The 17,622-nt window shown below is 74.3% G+C and carries 18 protein-coding genes; 14 read left to right on the forward strand and 4 right to left on the reverse strand.

Annotation, left to right across the window (positions count from 1 at the left end; all coding sequences use genetic code 11):
* From ACPYOM_RS06685 to ACPYOM_RS06745, 13 genes are all read left to right on the forward strand, one after another.
* Positions 1 to 535 (forward strand): glutamyl-tRNA reductase (locus ACPYOM_RS06685; protein WP_481345374.1); only part of this gene is annotated, 535 nt, incomplete at its 5' end.
* Positions 532 to 1,593, forward strand: coding sequence for a hydroxymethylbilane synthase (hemC, locus tag ACPYOM_RS06690; RefSeq protein ID WP_481345375.1), 1,062 nt, complete (start codon positions 532 to 534; stop codon positions 1,591 to 1,593). The genes ACPYOM_RS06685 and hemC, both read left to right, overlap by 4 nt.
* Entirely contained in the window at positions 1,590 to 3,239 is a 1,650-nt protein-coding gene (locus tag ACPYOM_RS06695) for a bifunctional uroporphyrinogen-III C-methyltransferase/uroporphyrinogen-III synthase (protein ID WP_481345376.1), read from the forward strand. Before hemC ends, ACPYOM_RS06695 begins: the two co-directional genes overlap by 4 nt.
* A gap of 8 nt (positions 3,240 to 3,247) precedes the next feature.
* Positions 3,248 to 4,213: a porphobilinogen synthase gene (gene hemB / locus ACPYOM_RS06700; protein WP_481342768.1), complete on the forward strand. Its 966-nt coding sequence runs from the start codon at positions 3,248 to 3,250 to the stop codon at positions 4,211 to 4,213.
* A 32-nt stretch (positions 4,214 to 4,245) separates the two neighbouring features.
* The gene (locus tag ACPYOM_RS06705) at positions 4,246 to 4,731 is read left to right on the forward strand and encodes a MarR family winged helix-turn-helix transcriptional regulator (protein ID WP_481345377.1); all 486 of its coding nucleotides are present in this window, start codon (positions 4,246 to 4,248) and stop codon (positions 4,729 to 4,731) included.
* Between the two features lie 56 nt (positions 4,732 to 4,787).
* The gene (gene hemL / locus ACPYOM_RS06710) at positions 4,788 to 6,122 is read left to right on the forward strand and encodes a glutamate-1-semialdehyde 2,1-aminomutase (RefSeq protein ID WP_481345378.1); all 1,335 of its coding nucleotides are present in this window, start codon (positions 4,788 to 4,790) and stop codon (positions 6,120 to 6,122) included.
* Between the two features lie 147 nt (positions 6,123 to 6,269).
* A complete protein-coding gene (locus ACPYOM_RS06715) occupies positions 6,270 to 6,890 on the forward strand; it encodes a hypothetical protein (protein ID WP_481345379.1) in 621 nt (206 codons plus the stop codon).
* A gap of 263 nt (positions 6,891 to 7,153) precedes the next feature.
* Positions 7,154 to 7,846, forward strand: coding sequence for a histidine phosphatase family protein (locus ACPYOM_RS06720; protein WP_481345380.1), 693 nt, complete (start codon positions 7,154 to 7,156; stop codon positions 7,844 to 7,846).
* A complete protein-coding gene (locus ACPYOM_RS06725) occupies positions 7,846 to 8,460 on the forward strand; it encodes a TlpA family protein disulfide reductase (protein ID WP_481345381.1) in 615 nt (204 codons plus the stop codon). The genes ACPYOM_RS06720 and ACPYOM_RS06725 overlap by 1 nt, the downstream gene beginning before the upstream one ends.
* 9 nt (positions 8,461 to 8,469) lie before the next feature.
* Positions 8,470 to 9,213 (forward strand): cytochrome c biogenesis CcdA family protein, encoded by a 744-nt coding sequence (locus ACPYOM_RS06730; RefSeq protein WP_481340820.1) that lies wholly within the window; start codon positions 8,470 to 8,472, stop codon positions 9,211 to 9,213.
* The gene (gene resB / locus ACPYOM_RS06735; RefSeq protein WP_481345382.1) at positions 9,213 to 10,946 is read left to right on the forward strand and encodes a cytochrome c biogenesis protein ResB; all 1,734 of its coding nucleotides are present in this window, start codon (positions 9,213 to 9,215) and stop codon (positions 10,944 to 10,946) included. The genes ACPYOM_RS06730 and resB overlap by 1 nt, the downstream gene beginning before the upstream one ends.
* Positions 10,943 to 11,968: a c-type cytochrome biogenesis protein CcsB gene (ccsB, locus tag ACPYOM_RS06740; protein ID WP_481345383.1), complete on the forward strand. Its 1,026-nt coding sequence runs from the start codon at positions 10,943 to 10,945 to the stop codon at positions 11,966 to 11,968. The genes resB and ccsB overlap by 4 nt, the downstream gene beginning before the upstream one ends.
* Positions 11,969 to 11,980: 12 nt before the next feature.
* The gene (locus ACPYOM_RS06745; RefSeq protein ID WP_481340817.1) at positions 11,981 to 12,274 is read left to right on the forward strand and encodes a DUF4229 domain-containing protein; all 294 of its coding nucleotides are present in this window, start codon (positions 11,981 to 11,983) and stop codon (positions 12,272 to 12,274) included.
* 18 nt (positions 12,275 to 12,292) lie between these two features.
* On the opposite strand, the gene ACPYOM_RS06750 is transcribed toward ACPYOM_RS06745, so the two are convergent.
* The 4 genes from ACPYOM_RS06750 to ACPYOM_RS06765 all read right to left on the reverse strand — a co-directional run bounded on the left by ACPYOM_RS06750 (position 12,293) and on the right by ACPYOM_RS06765 (position 16,427).
* Positions 12,293 to 13,168 (reverse strand): 1,4-dihydroxy-2-naphthoate polyprenyltransferase, encoded by an 876-nt coding sequence (locus ACPYOM_RS06750; RefSeq protein WP_481340816.1) that lies wholly within the window; start codon positions 13,166 to 13,168, stop codon positions 12,293 to 12,295.
* Positions 13,169 to 13,185: 17 nt separating this feature from the next.
* Entirely contained in the window at positions 13,186 to 13,467 is a 282-nt protein-coding gene (locus ACPYOM_RS06755; RefSeq protein ID WP_481340815.1) for a PLDc N-terminal domain-containing protein, read from the reverse strand.
* Between the two features lie 52 nt (positions 13,468 to 13,519).
* Entirely contained in the window at positions 13,520 to 14,773 is a 1,254-nt protein-coding gene (gene menE / locus ACPYOM_RS06760) for an o-succinylbenzoate--CoA ligase (RefSeq protein WP_481345384.1), read from the reverse strand.
* Between the two features lie 97 nt (positions 14,774 to 14,870).
* Positions 14,871 to 16,427, reverse strand: a complete 1,557-nt coding sequence (locus tag ACPYOM_RS06765) for an MFS transporter (protein WP_481345385.1) — start codon at positions 16,425 to 16,427, stop codon at positions 14,871 to 14,873.
* Positions 16,428 to 16,544: 117 nt separating this feature from the next.
* Here ACPYOM_RS06765 and ACPYOM_RS06770 point away from each other — a divergent pair, with 117 nt between their 5' ends.
* Positions 16,545 to 17,513, forward strand: coding sequence for an alpha/beta hydrolase (locus ACPYOM_RS06770; RefSeq protein ID WP_481340812.1), 969 nt, complete (start codon positions 16,545 to 16,547; stop codon positions 17,511 to 17,513).
* The last annotated feature ends 109 nt before the right edge of the window (positions 17,514 to 17,622 follow it).

The raw sequence follows: 17,622 nt of genomic DNA on the forward strand, positions 1-17,622 counted from the left end.
TCCGTCGTCGGCAGCGTCAGATGTGTATAAGAGACAGCAGGTCGTCGTCGACCTCGCCCTGCCCCGAGACGTCGAGCCGGCCGAGACGTGGTCGAGCCCGGTGCCGTCCGTGACGCTGCTCGACCTACAGCACCTCGGCCGCCTCCTCGAGGGCCGCGCCGACACCACGCAGGTCGTCCGCGTCCGCGAGCTGGTCACCGGTGAGGTCGCCGACTACCTGACCCGACGCGTCGAGAAGTCGGTGGCGCCGACCGTCGCGGCGCTGCGCTCGCGGGCCGCCGAGCTCGTGGCCGGGGAGATGGAGCGCCTCGACCAGCGCCTGCCCGGTCTCGACGAGGGGACCCGCGCCGAGATCGCCCTCGCGGTGCACCGCATCGTCGAGAAGCTGCTCCACACGCCCACCCGACGCGTCAAGGAGTTCGCCATGGAGGGCAGCGGCGACGACTACGCGGCCGCACTGCGAGAGCTGTTCGACCTCCAGCCCGAGGACGTCGCCAACGTCTCGGCACCGCCGAAGCGGGGAGGTGCCGCATGACGACCCTGCGCCTCGGCACCCGCCGCTCCGCCCTCGCCACGACGCAGTCCTCCTGGGTCGCAGACCGGCTCCGGGCGCTCGGCCACGACGTCGAGCTCGTCGAGATCACGACCGAGGGCGACACCTCCGGCGCGCTGCTCACCGCGATCGGCGGCACCGGCGTCTTCGCCGCCGCGATCCGCCGGGCGCTGCTCGAGGGACGCATCGACGTCGCCGTCCACTCGCTCAAGGACCTGCCGACGACGCCCGAGCCGGGCCTGGTCGTGGCCGCGGTCCCCGAGCGCGAGGACAGCCGCGACGTGCTCGTCGCGCGGGACGGGCTCACGCTCGGCGAGCTGCCGCCCGGGTCGGTCGTCGGCACCGGCTCGCCGCGTCGCACCGCCCAGCTGGCCGCGCTCGGGCTGGGCGTCGAGATCCGCCCGATCCGGGGCAACGTCGACACCCGCATCGCCCTCGTCACGTCCGGCACGCTCGACGCGGTCGTCCTCGCGCGGGCCGGCCTGGCCCGTCTCGGCCGGCTCGGCGAGGTCACCGAGGTGCTCGACCCGATCCAGGTGCTCCCGGCGCCCGGCCAGGGGGCCCTCGCCGTCGAGTGCCGCTCCGACCGCCACGACGTGCTCGCTGCGGTCACGGCGCTCGACGACCCCGACACGCGCGCCTGCGTCCTCGCCGAGCGCTCGCTGCTGCGGACGCTCGAGGCCGGCTGCACCGCCCCCGTCGGCGCGCTCGCCGAGGTCGTCGAGGACGACGACGGCCCCGTGCTGTCGCTGCGCTCGTTCGTCGGCACGGAGGACGGCGCGAGCGAGCTGCGCCGGTCCCTCGTCGGTGGGTACGACGAGCCCGAGGACCTCGGCCGACGGCTCGCGGGCATCCTCCTCGAGGACGGCGCCGCCGAGCTGACCGGGACCCCCGTCAGCGCCCCCAACGACGCCCCGACCAGCGCCCCCAACGACGCCCCGAACGACGCCTCGGCCGTCGGGCCCCTGGACGTCGTCACCAGCACCGCACCACCGCAGCACACCCCGCACGCCACCCACCGACCGGAGCAAGTTTCGTGACCCAGTCTCGCCAGCCGTCGGAGCAGACGGCGTCGACCACCACGCTGCCGACCTCGCCGGCACGCGTCGCCTTCGTCGGGTCCGGGCCGGGTGACCCGGGCCTGCTGACCCTCCGCGCCCGCGACCTGCTCGCCGCCGCGGACGTCGTCGTCATCGACCGCGTCGCCCGTGAGGACGCCGTCCTCGCCCACGCCCGCCCGGGGGTCGAGATCATCGACGCCGGCCACGGCGAGCAGGGCCAGGAGCTGACCCACGCGGTCCGGGCCAAGCTCGTCGTCAAGGCGGCCAAGGCCGTGGGCCCGTCGGGCCTCGTCGTGCGCCTCATGGACGGCGACCCCGCGACGTTCAACGGCCTCGCGGAGGAGGTGCGCGCGTGCCGCAAGGCGGGGCTCACCTTCGACGTCGTGCCGGGTGTCTCCGCCGTGACCGCCGCGCCGACGTACGCCGGCGTGCCGCTGACGTCCAAGGCCACCGGAGCCGTGCACGTGCTCGCCACGGAGCACGCCGCCCTCGACCTCACGCCGTACACGGCCGACGCCGACACCGTCGTCCTGCTCGGCGGTTCCGAGACCATTCGCAAGGCGCTGGCCGGGCTGCTCGCCGCGGGCCGCCCCGGCGAGTCGCTCGTCGCCCTGACGACGAACGCGACGACGGTCCGCCAGACCTCGGTCACGTCCTCGCTCGAGGCCGTCGACCGCCTCTTCACCGGCAAGGAGCCGCTCGAGGTCTCCCTCGCGGTCGTCTCGCCCAACGTGGACCTGCGCGACGAGTTCTCGTGGTTCGAGACCAAGCCGCTGTTCGGCTGGAAGGTCCTCGTGCCGCGCACCCAGGCCCAGGCCGGCCCGATGGTCGACCGGCTCGCTGCCTACGGCGCGACGGCCGACGTCGTCCCGACGATCTCGGTCGAGCCCCCGCGCACGCCGCAGCAGATGGAGAAGGCCGTCAAGGGCCTGGTCACCGGCCGCTACGAGTGGATCGGCTTCACGTCGGTCAACGCGGTGCGCGCGGTCCGCGAGCGGTTCGAGGAGTTCGGACTCGACGCGCGGGCCTTCGCCGGGCTCAAGGTCGCTGCCGTGGGCGGCGTCACGGCCGCGGCGCTGCGCGAGTGGGGCATCAACCCCGACCTCGTGCCCGAGGGCGAGCAGTCGGCCGCGGGGCTGCTCGAGGTGTGGCCGGAGTTCGACGAGGTCCTCGACCCGATCAACCGGGTCCTGCTGCCCCGCGCCGACATCGCCACCGAGACGCTCGTCGCCGGCCTGCGTGACATGGGCTGGGAGGTCGACGACGTCACCGCCTACCGGACCGTCCGTGCGGCCCCGCCGGCCGCGTCGATCCGCGACGCCATCAAGGGCGGGGACTACGACGCCGTCCTCTTCACGTCGAGCTCCACGGTGCGCAACCTCGTCGGCATCGCCGGAAAGCCCCACGCCGCAACGGTCGTCGCGTGCATCGGCCCGGCCACGGCCAAGACCGCGCAGGAGCACGGCCTGCGCGTCGACGTCCTGGCGCAGGAGGCGTCGGCCCTGGCCCTCGTCGACGCCCTCGCCGGCCACGGCGTCGGGCTGCAGGTCGCGGCCCGCGAGGCCGGCCAGCCGGTCCAGCGCCCGAGCGACAAGCGTCCGGCCTCGCGCCGGCGCGCCCGTTGAGGGCCGCCGTGATCGAGCGTCCCCGGCGGCTGCGCCAGAACCCGGCCCTGCGCAGCCTCGTCGCCGAGACCCGGCTGCACCCGCGCGACCTCGTCCTGCCGGTGTTCGTCGCGGAGGGCCGCGACGAGGTGCGTCCGGTCGCCAGCATGCCCGGCGTCGTGCACCACACGCTCGGCAGCCTCGTCGAGGTCGCGCGCCGCTCCGTCGCGGCCGGCATCGGCGGGCTGATGCTCTTCGGCGTCCCGCAGGACAAGGACGCCGTCGGCAGCGGCGCCGTCGACCCCGACGGCATCCTCAACGTCGCGCTGCGCTGCGTCCGCGACGCCGTCGGCGACGACCTCGTCATCATGGCCGACACGTGCATCGACGAGTTCACCGACCACGGCCACTGCGGCGTCCTCGACGACCGCGGCCGCGTCGACAACGACGCGACGAACATCATCTACGCCGAGATGGCCGTGCAGCAGGCCCGCGCCGGGGCCCACGTCGTGGCGCCGAGCGGGATGATGGACGGCCAGGTGGGCGTCATCCGCCGGCGCCTCGACGACGAGGGCCTCACCGACACGGTCGTGCTCGCGTACGCGGCCAAGTACTCCTCGGCGTTCTTCGGCCCGTTCCGCGAGGCCGTTCAGTCGAGCCTCCAGGGCGACCGGCGCACGTACCAGCAGGACCCGGCCAACCTCGTCGAGTCGCTGCGTGAGATCGACCTCGACATCGCCGAGGGCGCCGACCTCGTCATGGTCAAGCCGGCGATGAGCTACCTCGACGTCGTCGCCGCGGCCGCCGAGCGCTCGTCGGTGCCGGTGGCGGCCTACCAGGTCTCGGGCGAGTACTCGATGATCCACGCGGCCGCCGCCAACGGCTGGATCGACCTGCAGGCGGCCGCCCTCGAGTCACTCACGTCGATCCGACGCGCCGGCGCGCAGGTCGTGCTGACGTATTTCGCCCTCGACGCCGCCGACTGGCTCGCCTGACGCCTTACGATCAGGGGGCGCAGGAGGTGCACATGGCCGGTTCAGGGGACGACGGCGTGAGGTGGCTCGACGACGGGGAGCAGCGGTCGTGGCGGGCGATCCTGCGCGGCACGCGGCTGCTCGAGCGCGCGCTCGACGACGCGCTCGGTGACGCCGGCATCCAGCTGAGCGAGTACGAGATCATCTCGATGCTGTCCGAGAGCCCCCAGCACCGGCTGCGGATGTCCGAGCTCGCCTCGATGGTCGTCCAGTCGCGCAGCCGGCTGACCCACACGGCCAAGCGGCTCGAGGAGCGCGGCTGGGTCACGCGTGAGTCGTGCCTGGCCGACAAGCGGGGCGTCGAGCTCGTGCTGACCGCCGGTGGTCTCGCCGCCGTCCACGACATCGCCAAGGTCCACGTGCAGAGCGTGCGCGACAACCTCGTCGACATCATGACGCGCGACCAGTTCCGGGCGATCGGCGACGCGATGCAGATCGTGCGCGACCACCTCGACCCCGAGGCCGCGAGCGGCCGCTGAGGTCGGCGGGACCGCCTGCCGGATCGCGGGCGCGGGGCGGTTGCCACAATGGCGGCATGAGCTCGCAGCCCACGACCGCGCCCGACACGACCGACGCCCCTGCCTCGGCGGCCCTCCTCGAGCGGGCCGGACGCGTCATCCCCGGCGGCGTCAACTCGCCGGTGCGCGCCTTCCGCGCCGTCGGCGGCACGCCCCGCTTCATGGCGAGCGGCCGGGGTGCGTGGCTCACCGACGCCGACGGCAAGCGGTACGTCGACCTCATCTGCTCGTGGGGCCCGATGATCCTCGGGCACGCGCACCCCGAGGTCCTGCGTGCCGTGAACCAGGCTGCGGCGCAGGGCTTCTCGTTCGGCACGCCGTCCGAGAACGAGGTCCTCCTCGCCGAGGAGATCGTCGCGCGGATGGACCCCGTCGACCAGGTCCGCCTCGTCAACTCCGGCACCGAGGCCACGATGTCGGCGATCCGCCTGGCCCGGGGGTTCACCGGCCGCGACGTCGTCGTCAAGTTCGCCGGCTGCTACCACGGTCACGTCGACGCGCTGCTCGCCTCGGCCGGTTCGGGCGTCGCGACGTTCGCGCTCCCCGACTCGGCCGGTGTGCCGCGCTCGAGCGCCGGAGAGACGATCGTCCTGCCGTACAACGACGTCGCCGCGCTCGAGGCCGCCTTCGCCGAGCGCGGGGAGCAGATCGCGGCGGTCATCACCGAGGCCGCGCCGGGCAACATGGGCGTGGTGCCGCCCGCCCCGGGGTTCACCGAGGCGCTGCGCCGGGTCACGAGGCAGCACGGCGCGCTCCTCGTGTCCGACGAGGTCATGACCGGCTTCCGCGCCTCCGCCACCGGCTACTTCGGCTGCGAGGACCACCCGTCCGGGCCGGCCGACCTCTACACCTTCGGCAAGGTCATGGGCGGCGGGTTCCCCACCGCGGCTTTCGGCGGGCGGGCCGACGTCATGGCGCTCCTCGCCCCACAGGGTCCCGTGTACCAGGCCGGCACGCTGTCCGGCAACCCCGTCGCGTCCGCCGCCGGGCTCGCGACGCTCCGTGGCTGCACCCCTGAGGTCTACGACCGCCTCGACGTCGTGGCCCACACCATCGCCGACGCCGTGACGCAGGAGCTCTCGGCCGCGTCGGTCCCGCACCGGGTCCAGTGGGCCGGGTCGATGTTCTCGGTGTTCTTCCGCGACGGCGCCGTGCGCACCTACGACGACGCGAAGGCCCAGGACACCGACGCCTTCCGCCGTTTCTTCCACGCGATGCTGGCCCAGGGCGTGCACCTGCCGCCGAGCGCCTTCGAGGCGTGGTTCGTCTCCGCGGCCCACGACGACGAGGCCGTCGGCCACGTCCTGGCCGCCCTGCCCGCCGCCGCCCGCGCCGCCGCGACGCCGGACTGACCTGACCGGCCGGACCGGCCGGGCTGGAGGGGCGCCGGCCGATGCCGCCGACCCCTCGAGACTCTTGTCGGGGGGCGGGGCAGGGAGGACGCTGGAGGGCGACGGCAGCGCCGTCGGGGCGCCGCCTCGAGGCAAGGAGGGTGGGCCGTGTACGCACGTTCCACGACGGTCATGGGTCAGCCGGGCATGGTCGAGTCCGGGATCTCCTACGTCCAGGACGAGGTGATGCCGCGGGTCAGGGACATGGACGGGTACGTCGGTCTGTCCCTCATCGCCGACCGCGACAGCGGCCGCTGCATCGTCACGACCGCGTGGCGGGACGAGGACGCGATGCGCTCGAGCGCGGACGCCGTCATGCCCCTGCGGGAGCGTGCCGCGGGCATGTTCGGCGGTGACGCGACCGTCGACGAGTGGGAGGTGGCCTACCTGCACCGCGACCACCGTTCCGCCGAGGGGGCCTGCGCCCGCGTCACGTGGGTCGAGGGCGACCCGGCCACCATCGACCGGGCCGTCGACATGTTCAAGATGACGATCATGCCCAAGGTGGAGCAGATCGAGGGGTTCTGCAGCGCCAGCCTGCTCGTCGACCGGATGTCCGGGCGGTGCTGCATCACCGCGTCCTACGACTCGACCGAGGCGATGACGAACTCCCGCGACATCGCGATGAGGCTGCGCGCCGACCTGTCGCAGGAGACCGGGATGCGGATCACCGAGGTGGCCGAGTTCGAGCTGGCCATCGCCCACCTCGACGTGCCCGAGCTCGTCTGAGCGCATCTGAGCCCACCGAGGCGAGGAGCCGCCCCCTCGACGCGCGCGCTGCCGCGCCTCGGTGGACGGTCGCGAGGAGGACGCCGGCCACCACGAACAGGCCGCCGAAGACGCGGCCCGGGGTTCGGCGTCCTGTCTCGCGCGGCGTGAGGCGGCGCGCGGGGGCCCAGCCGTTGCCGATCGAGGTCCGTCGTGCGGACCCACCCGCCCGTGCCCGGACCGCGGATTCGGTCGTTCGCCGACCGTTTGAGACACTGGGGCCCATGACGCGCAGCACGGCCGGAGGCAGGGAGGGGTCCGCCGAGACCACCGCCGAGACCACCGCCGCCACGACCGTCGTGCACCTCATGCGCCACGGCGAGGTCCACAACCCCGCGGGCGTCCTCTACGGGCGGCTCGACGGCTACCACCTCAGCGACCTCGGCCGCGAGATGGCCGACGTCGTCGCCGCTCACCTGGCGACCCACGACGTCACGTACGTCGTCGCGTCCCCGCTCGAGCGGGCACAGGAGACGGCGGCGCCGATCGCGAGCAGCCACGGGCTGCCCGTCGCCACCGACCCTCGTCTCATCGAGTCGGCCAACCACTTCGAGGGCCGCACCACCGCGCGCAAGGAGCTCCTGCATCCCCGCAACTGGCGGGTCCTGGGCAACCCGACGAAGCCGTCGTGGGGCGAGGCCTACGAGGCCATCGCGGCCCGGATGCTCGAGGCCGTCGACGCCGCCCGCGACGCCGCGCGGGGCCACGAGGCCGTCGTCGTGTCGCACCAGCTGCCGGTGTGGACGGTGCGCAACAGGCTCGAGGGCAGGCGCCTCTGGCACGACCCGCGCAAGCGCGTGTGCACGCTGGCGTCGCTGACGTCGCTGAGCTACGTCGGTGACGAGCTGGCCTCCATCACGTACACCGAGCCGGCGTGCGCGCTGCTCGCGGGCGCGAGCCGGGGCGTGGGCGCCTGATGACCGAGCTCGACCGACGCACCGCGCTGCGGTGGGGCGCCGCCGCCGTGGCAGGCGGCCTGGCGCTGGTCACCGCCGCGTGCACCTCCGACCCGAACTCCGTGGAGGGCCAGGCCCGATCGGGCGACCGCAAGGGCTACGTCGCCGGCGACGGCTCGATCGAGCAGCTGACCCCGGGCCAGCGCGGCGAGCCGGTGGAGCTGCTCGGCACGACGCTCGAGGGCCAGCCCTGGTCGCTCAAGGACAAGGACGGCGCCGTCGTCGTCGTCAACGTGTGGGGCTCGTGGTGCCCGCCGTGCATCGAGGAGACCCCGGCGCTGCAGAAGGCGTGGGAGCGGGTCCAGGCCGACCGCAAGGACGTCGTCTTCATCGGCATGGACAAGCTCGAGGGACCCGAGACCGGGTTGGCGTTCCAGAAGGCCAAGGGCGTCACCTACCCGTCGCTCGCCTATGACGGCGGGGTGCCGCTGCTCGCGCTGCAGGGCAAGGCGTCTGCCACGCCGACCACACTCGTGCTCGACGGCGAGGGCCGCATCGCCGCGCGCGTGTCCGGCCCGGTCACCACCGCGACTCTGCTCGGCCTCGTCGACGACGTCCTCGCCGAGCAGGGCTGAGGCTCTCGCGTGACCCCCGACGTGACCACCGGCTCGCTGCTCGTCGCAGCGGTCGTCGCCGTCGCCGCGGGCTTCGTGTCGTTCGCCTCCCCGTGCGTGCTGCCGCTCGTGCCGGGGTTCCTCGGCTACGTCACGGGGCTGTCTGAGGTGTCGCTCGAGAAGCGCTCCCGCGGCCGCCTCGTGCTCGGGGCGCTGCTGTTCGTCCTCGGCTTCTCGGCGGTGTTCCTGCTGGGGGCCGCGACGCTGTCGGGGCTCGGCGTGGCGCTGCGCGAGCACCAGGACGCCCTGCTGCGGGTCGGCGGGGTGCTCGTCGTCGTCGCCGCCCTCATGTTCCTCGGCCTGGGCAACCGGTTCTCGGCGCAGCTGAGCTGGCGGCCGCGCGCGGGCCTGGCCGGGGCGCCGTTGCTCGGTGCGGTGTTCGGTCTCGGCTGGGCGCCGTGCATGGGGCCGACCCTCGGGGCGATCCTCGCGATGGCCGTGCCGCTCTCGGCGGAGTCGGGCACCGTGGGTCGCGGGCTGCTCCTCGCCGTCTTCTACTGCGTCGGGCTCGGCGTCCCGTTCGTGCTCATGGCGGCCCTGTGGGAGCGGGCCGGCCGGGCGAACGGGTGGCTGCGCCGACACCGCCGGGCCATCCAGGTCGTCGGCGGTGGCCTGCTTCTCGCCGTCGGCGTGCTCATGGTGTCGGGGCTCTGGGCGGACGTCATCGTCTGGGTCCAGACCCGCTTCGTCTCGACGTTCCAGGTGGCCCTCTGATGACGACCGGCACCCCGACGACGCCGACGCGACCGGAGACCCCTGCCGACCGACGCGCCGACAAACGGGCCGAGAGGGCGCGCGAGCGGCAGCAGCGGCGCGACGGCGAGCCGGCGCTGCCCGAGCTGGGCCCGGTCGGGATGCTCCGGTGGGGATGGCGCCAGCTGACCAGCATGCGCACCGCCCTCTTCCTGCTCCTGCTGCTGGCCATCGCCGCGGTGCCCGGCTCGATCTTCCCCCAGCGCAACATCGACGCGGGACGCGTCGCCGACTACCTGGCGCAGAACCCGACGTCGTCGCCGTGGCTGGACCGGTTCGGCTTCTTCGACGTCTACTCCTCGCCGTGGTTCTCGGCCATCTACCTGCTGCTGTTCGTCTCGCTCGTCGGGTGCATCGTGCCGCGCACCAGGGTGCACGTGGCGGCCCTGCGTGCCCGTCCGCCGAAGGCTCCCGCGCGGCTGCACCGCCTCGACGAGAGCGCCGAGCTGACGACGACGCTGACGTCCGAGGAGGCTCTCGAGGCCGCCCGAGAGGTGTTGCGCCGCAAGCGCTTCCGGCTCCACTCGCACGACGCCACCTCGGTCAGTGCCGAGTCCGGCTACCTGCGCGAGACCGGCAACCTGCTCTTCCACCTGGCCCTCACCGGCATCATCGTCGGCATGGCCGTCGGGCACCTGTTCGGGTGGCGCGGCGACGTCATCCTGCCCGAGGGCGAGAAGATCGCCGCGTCGGCGGGCACCTTCAACACGTGGTCGCCGGGGCCGTGGGTCAGCGACGAGTCGCTGCCGCCGTTCGTCCTGTCGCTGACGCGACTGCACGTCGCGTTCGACGAGACGCCCGGCAAGGACTTCGGCAAGCCGCGCGACTTCACCGCCGAGGCGACGCTCTCGCCCGAGCCAGGCGCTCCCGCGGCCCACGAGTCGATCAGCGTCAACCACCCGGCCACGGTGGACGGGGCGGACATCTTCCTGCTCGGCAACGGCTACACGCCGGTCATCACGGTTCGCGACGCCAAGGGCACCGTGCTCTACCGGGAGGCGACCCCGTTCCTGCCGCAGGACCCGAACTACCGCTCGGTCGGCGTCGTCAAGGTGCCCTCCGCCGCGCCGAAGCAGCTCGGGTTCACCGGGTTCTTCCTGCCGACGGCCGAGCCGACCTTCCGGAACGGCCCGGTCTCGCTGTTCCCCGACGCCCAGAACCCGGAGCTGGCCCTGTCGGTGTGGGAGGGCGACCTGTTCCCCGGCAACCGGCCGCAGTCGGTCTACACGCTCAACACGGACGAGATGACGCAGGTGACCAGGGCCGACGGGTCGCCGGAGCTGATCCGCCTCAAGCCGGGGGAGACGAAGCAGCTGCCCGGCGGCCGCGGGTCGATCACCTTCGACTCGGTCAAGCGGTTCGCCGGCCTGTCGGTCCGCACCGACCCGGGCGCCCCGATCAGCCTCGTCAGCGCCCTGCTCGCCACGGCCGGGCTCATCCTCGGTCTGACGGTCCGGCGTCGACGCGTCTTCGTCCGGGTCCGTCCCGCCACGGCCGCGGACGCGTCCGGCCCCGGCGGGCCGGGCGGACCGGACGGCCAGGGTGACGGCGCTGTGGGGGCCGGCGCCGCACCGGTTACCGTGGTGACCATCGGTGGCCTCTCCAAGGACTCCGACCCCGGGCTCGCCGCGATCGTCTCCGCGATCAGCACCGGCGTGCACGACCGACCGGCAGAACGGAACGACCGCTCGTGAACCTCGCAGCCAACGCGAACGCCGCGCTCTACGCGTCGATGATCGTCTACACGCTGGCCATGCTCGCCTTCGCCTGGCACCTGGCGGCGCGCGCGCCGAAGGTCGCCGACCCGCGGCTGGGCGGCCGTGAGGAGGCGCTCGCCCCGGCGGAGCCAGTGGCCGTGGGAGCCGGCGCATCGCGCGGACCCGGCGGCGCCGCGGCCGGTGAGGGTCGGTCGCGTGGACCGGTCTCCCCGTACGCCGCGGGAGCCGGCTACGAGGAGAGCGCCAAGAGCCGCCAGCGCGGCAGCATCGCCCTGATGCTGACCTACCTGGCGTCGGCGCTGCTCGCGGCGTCGGTGCTGCTGCGGGGCCTGGCCGTCTCCCGCCCGCCCTGGGGCAACATGTTCGAGTTCGCCACGGCTGCCGCGGCCGCCGTCGGCGTCGTGTTCTCGGTGCTGGCCCGCCGCCGACGGTGGGAGTGGCTCGGCGTCTTCATCGTCACGCCCATCCTGCTCGTCCTCGGGCTCTCGCTGACGGTCCTCTACAGCGAGGCCGGTGAGCTGATGCCGGCCCTGAAGTCGTACTGGCTCGGCATCCACGTGTCGGTGGCGTTCATCGCCGTGGCGTTCTTCACCATCGCGGCGGCCATCGGGGCCCTCTACCTCGTGCGCCGCCGGCGCGAGGAGACGCCGTCCACACCGGGCGTCATCGAGTCGCTGCCCCCGTCGGCGGCGCTCGAGCGGGCCGCGTACAGCCTCAACATGGTGGCGTTCATCCTGTGGACCTTCACGCTCATCGCCGGCGCCATCTGGGCCAAGCAGGCGTGGGGCGCCTACTGGCAGTGGGACCCCAAGGAGGTGTGGACCTTCGTCATCTGGGTCGTCTACGCCGCGTACATGCACAGCCGGGCGACGGCCGGCGTCGACCACCGCCGCTCCATGTACATCGCCCTGACCGGCTACGTGTGCGTCCTCGTCAACTTCACCCTGGTCAACCTCGTGTCGACGTTCGTCGGCATGCACAACTACTCGGGCATGTGAGGGTGGTCTGACGTGGTCCGGTACGGCCTGCTCCGCATCCTGATCTTCTTCGGGTTCTTCTTCCTCTTCTGGCTCATCGGGATCAGGGACAACACGATCCTCCTGCTCGGCGCCTCCGTCGTGGCCTCCGCGGCCGCCTCGTACGTCCTGCTGCGCGGCATGCGCGACGAGATCACGGGCAGGCTCGTCCAGCGGCACGAGGCCCGGGCCCAGGCCAGGGGCGAGGCCACGACGCCTGCTCCGGACCCCTCGAGCGACGAGGCCGCCGAGGACGCCGAGATCGAGCGCGACGCCCGCGACCGCTGACCGCCCGCGGACCGGCCCTCAGGAGCGCCCGACGGCCAGGCCCACGGCGAGCAGCAGGGACCAGACGAGCTGGAACCGGCCGGTGCCGGCGAGGGCGGGCACGAGGCCCCGACCCTCGGCGCCGCCGAGCACGGCCTGCATCGGACGGACCGCGAGCGGGGCCGCGAGGAGCGCCAGCAGCGCCCACGGCGAGGTGAACGACACGAGCCCCGCCACGACGAACGCGACCGCGACGAGCGCGACGTAGAAGGCCCGCGTGCCGCGCTCGCCCATCCGCACCGCGAGCGTCCGCTTGCCGTGCAGCCGGTCGGTCGGGATGTCACGCAGGTTGTTGGCCACGAGGATCGCCGAGGCGAGCGCCCCGACGCCGACGGCTCCCCACCAGCAGGCGGCGGTCGGCGGCGTCATCGTCGCCGTCGTGCCGACCGTGGCGACGAGGCCGAAGAAGACGAAGACGAACGCCTCGCCGAGACCCAGGTACCCGTACGGACGCGAACCGCCGGTGTAGTACCAGGCCGCGAGGACGGCGGCGGCGCCGACCGGGATCATGACCCAGAGGCCGGACAGGCCGACGAGGGCCAGCCCGACGACGGCCGCGAAGCCGAAGGACGCGAAGGCCGCGAACCGCACCGACGACGGCTGGGCAAGCCGTTGCCCGACGAGCCGGACCGGGCCGACCCGCACCGCGTCGGTGCCCCGGACGCCGTCGGAGTAGTCGTTGGCGTAGTTGACGCCGACCTGCAGCGCGAGGGCGACGACGAGCGCGAGGACGGCGTAGGCCCAGACGATGTGGCCGGTCTGGTAGGCCGCTCCCGTGCCGACGAGGATCGGCGAGACGGCGGCGGGCAGGGTGCGGGGGCGGGCGCCCTCGATCCACTGGGACAGGGTGGCCATGGGGTGAGGCGGTCCTTCTACAGCTTGCGGAGGAAGTCGGGGTCGTCGTCCGGTCCCTTGGGGCCCGTGGGCCCGGGACGCGGTGGCCCCGGCCGCCGCGGACCGCGCGTCGGACCGCCGCGCGCGTCGGTGCGCCCCGCGACGAGCCACACGAGCGGCCCGAGGACCGGCACGAGCACCGCGAGCAGCCACACCGGCTTGGGCATGACGCGGATGAGGCGGCGGTCGGTCATGAGGCAGTCGACGAGGGCGTAGATCGTCGCGAAGACCACGAGAGCGACCAGCGCGACGCGCAGCACGGCGGCCTCCGGACGACGAGAGGGGCGGGGACCCCTCCATCTTGCCACCGCCTCAGCGGGCGTCCGTCCTCGCCTCGACGGAGGGCTCGAGCGGGGCGCCGGCCGACGCGCGGGTGGTCGTCGCCGTCGGCCCGTCGCCGCGCAGGAGGGCGCGGAGGGCGGCGCGGTCCGGCTTGCCCGGGCCGCGCAGCGGGATCGAGGGCAGCACGACGACGCGGTGGGGAAGGGCCGCGTCGGGCAGGATGCCGCGCAGCCGCTCGCGAACGTCGTGCGTCGTGAGCCGTCCGGCCGGGTCGACGAGCGTGACCGCGGCACAGACGGACTCGCCCCACGCGGCGTCCGGGACGCCGAGCACGACGACGTCCACGACGTCGTCGAGGTGGCGCGTCATGGCGTCCTCGACCACGCCGGGGGTGACCTTGAGGCCACCGGTGTTGATGACGTCGTCGGCCCGGCCGTCGACGACGAGGAGGCCGTCGTCGTCGAAGTGGCCGAGGTCGTCCGTGCGGAACCAGCGCACGCCGTCGGGGTCGGTCGTGAAGGCGTCGGCGGTGAGGTCCGGCTCGCCGAGGTAGCCGTGGGCCAGCGTGTCGCCCCCGAGGACGACGTGGCGGTCGTTGTCGACGTGGACCCGGCTGACCGGCAGCGGGACGCCGTCGTACACGCAGCCGCCCGCGGTCTCGCTCATGCCGTACGTGAGGCTGACGGCCACGCCGAGCGAGTGCGCGCGCTCGAGCAGCGCCGCAGGCGTCGCGGCCCCGCCGACGAGGACGCCGTCGAAGCGGCGCAGGGCGATGACACCGGCCGGGTCCTCGAGGAGGCGACCGAGCTGCGTCGGCACGAGGGCCGTGTACCGCTGCGTCGCGGCGGGCGTCGTGGCGACCCGGGCGGCGGCCTCGGTGAACGCGTCGACGGTGAACCCGCCACGCAGGTCCAGCACGGCCGGCGTCGTACCCGCCGCGAGCGCGCGCAGCAGGACCTGGAGGCCGGCGACGTGGTGGGCCGGCATCGCGAGCAGCCAGGCGCCGCTGCCGCCGAGCACCCGGTGCGTGGCCCACGCGGACCGGTCGAGGGCGTCGGCGGTCAGGAGCGCGCGCTTGGGCCGACCGGTCGAGCCGGAGGTGCCCACGGCGACGGCGAGTCCCTCGGGCAGCGTGGCGGGGTCGTGGTGGGGGACGACCGGCTCGGGTCCGCCCGCCGCGTAGGGCAGGACGGGGGAGCTGCCCTCGAGTGCGGCCGCGAGGTCCGGCAGGACGTCGAGGACCCCCGGACCCGCGGGGATCGGCAGCGGCCGGGGCGCGGACATGGTTGACATTCTGCCTGCCCGTGTGGGCGCCCGACGCCGGGGCGCCGCATCGGGCGCAGGCCGCGGGCAGAGCCCGACGGGCGAACCTCGCCGAACCTCAGGCCCGGCCGGGACGTGACGGGCGCGCCGCGGACCGGTGGCGGGCTGCGACGTGCTTCTGCCGCGCGGCGACGACCACGGTCCAGGCCACCGCCGCCGCGCAGACCGGGAACCCGATGTGCGGCTCGAGCGGAAGGACGATGCCGAGGGCGCCGCCGAGCACCCACAGCATCTGCAGCATCGTCTCGGACCAGCCGAACACCGAGGTCCGCACGTTCTCGGGCACGTCGCGCTGCACGAGGGCGTCGAAGCACAGCTTGGCCAGCTGGGCCGAGACGCCCTGGACGAGCCCGAGCAGCGCCAGCGACCAGACGCCGTACCAGACGGCGGTGACGACGCAGCACACCGTCGCCGCGAGCACCGACAGCATGGCGACCCGCTCCGGACGCTGGTCGCGCACCCGGTCGCCGAGGGCGCTGCCCACGGCGTTGCCGACGCCGATGCCCGCCGCGAGGACACCGAGGACGACCTGGCCGGGCACGTCGCCGACCGGGTGCTCCTTGGTGAGGAACGCCATGAACATGATGAGGAAGCCGGTGAGCACCCTCGTGCCGCCCGTGGTCCACATCGCGTGCATGACCGGCCACGGGATGGCGCGCTTGCGCCGGAGGAAGCGCCCGAGGGGACCCGAGGCGTCGACGGTGACGAGCTCGTGTGAGTGGTCCGCGGGGCCGCCGGTGCGGATCGGCACGGTGTCCTCCGGGTCGAGCTCGCCCTCGGCGGAGTCGACCCGGGCCGGCAGCCGGATGGCCTGCACGGTCCCCACGACGAACACGACGAACGCGAGGCGCAGGGCCCACGCCGGCCCGGCGAGCAGGCCGAGCCCCCCGAGCGCACCGCCCCCGACGGCGCCCGCCACACCGGCCATCGACACCCGTGAGTTCGCGCGGACCAGGGTGGTGCCCGCGGGGAGCAGGCGCGGCACGGCCGCCGCTCGCGTGATCGTGTAGGCGCGCGAGGCGACGAGGCAGCCGAGCGCGGCCGGGAAGAGCCAGGCGCTGCCCGACGTCACGGCGTCGGCGAGCACCCAGCACAGGAAGGCCCGCAGCGCGGTGGTCGTCCCGACGGCCCACCGGCGCCCCCGGCGGAACCGGTCGAGCAGCGGCCCGACGAGCGGCGCGACGAGCGCGAACGGGACCATCGTCACGAGGAGGAACATCGCGACCTGGCTGCGGGCCTGGGCGGTCTGCGGGTTGAAGAACAGGGTTCCGGCCAGGGCGAGGGTCATGACCGTGTCGCCCGCGGTGTGGCTCGCGTGCAGCTCGGTCAGGCGGGCGAGGCCCGACTCGCCGGCGCCGCCGGCGTGCGTGTACGCGCGGGCCTTCGCCGCGGCGAACCGGCCGGTGCGTGCGGTGAACCGGGCCGTGCCCGTCGCGGCGCGCCCGAGGCCCCGTCCGACACCCCGTCCGACGCCCCGTCCGAGGCCCCGTCGGGCGCCCCGTCGGGGCGCCCGTCCGGCGCTCCCCCCGGCGGACCCGCTGCCGGGCGCGACGCGACGCGGACGGTCCCCGGCGTCCGGGACGCCGCCGACCGTCGGGTCGTCGTCGCGCTGCACCCCCTCATCCTGCCCTGTCGCTGCACGGCGGCCGATCGGGCGGGACCGAGGCGTCCACTCCGCGGACCGCGCCGCGCCGGAGCACCGTCGAGGCCCTCGCGTCGCTACCCTCGTGGCGTGGTCACGTCCGGGGAGGGGAACGGGGCGGCTGTCGGCCGGCGCCGGGGAGGCGTGCGGTTCCGCGTCCTCCTCGGTCTCGTCTGGCTCGCCGTGCCCCTCGTCCTCTTCCTCCTCGCCCGTGGCACGCTGCTCGCCGGCCACCCGGCCCACGTCATCGCCCTCGCGGCGGGCGGGCTCGTCGGCGTCGTGCTGCTCGTCCTGTCAGGCGGACAGGACGAGGCCGCCACGTACCGGCGCCGGTGGGGCATCGTCGCGGGCCGTGTCGTCGGCACGCTGCTCACCGCGGCGCTGCTCGGCGGGCTCGTCTGGTTGCAGCCCTTCGCGGCCACCCCGGCCGGAGCCGCGGCCATGGCGGGCCAGCCGGACGTGCGGGTCGTCGACACCCCGTCCGGGATCGTGCTGTCCCCGCGCGACGCACGCCCGACGCGCGCCCTCGTCTTCCAGCCCGGCGCGCGCATCGACCCGCGCGCCTACGTGCCCGTCCTGACCCAGGTGAGCCGCGCCGGCTACCTCGTCGTCGTCGTCAAGCAACCGTTCCAGATCGCGTTCCTCGCCACGGGGGCACCGGCCGACGTCATGGCGAGGCACCCGGAGGTGACCCGCTGGGCCGTCGGCGGGCACAGCGTCGGGGGTGTCGCCGCGGCCGACTACGCCGCGGCCGACGACGGACGTGTCCACGGACTCGTGCTGTGGGCGTCCTACCCGATGGGCTCGCTCGTCCGGCGCACCGATCTCGCCGTCGCCTCGGTGAGCGGCAGCCGTGACGGGTTCACGACGCCGGCGGACATCGCCGCGAGCCGCTCCCGGCTGCCCGCGTCGACCGTCTTCACCGTCGTCGACGGAGCCGTGCACTCGTCGTTCGGCGACTACGGCACCCAAGCGGGCGACGGCTCGGCGACGCTCGGTCGGGCCGAGGCGCAGCGCCAGGTCGTCGCGGCGACGGTCGCGCTCCTCGCCCGGATGTGACGGCGCGTCCGGCGGCTGCCGGCGCGGCAGGCCCGCGAGGCGCCGTCAGAGGTACCAGGGGAAGTCCGGGAGTAGGGCCGGTCAGTGACGGCAGTCGTTGGAGACGTTG

The sequence above is a fragment of the Monashia sp. HAY1-2A genome, assembly GCF_056755315.1.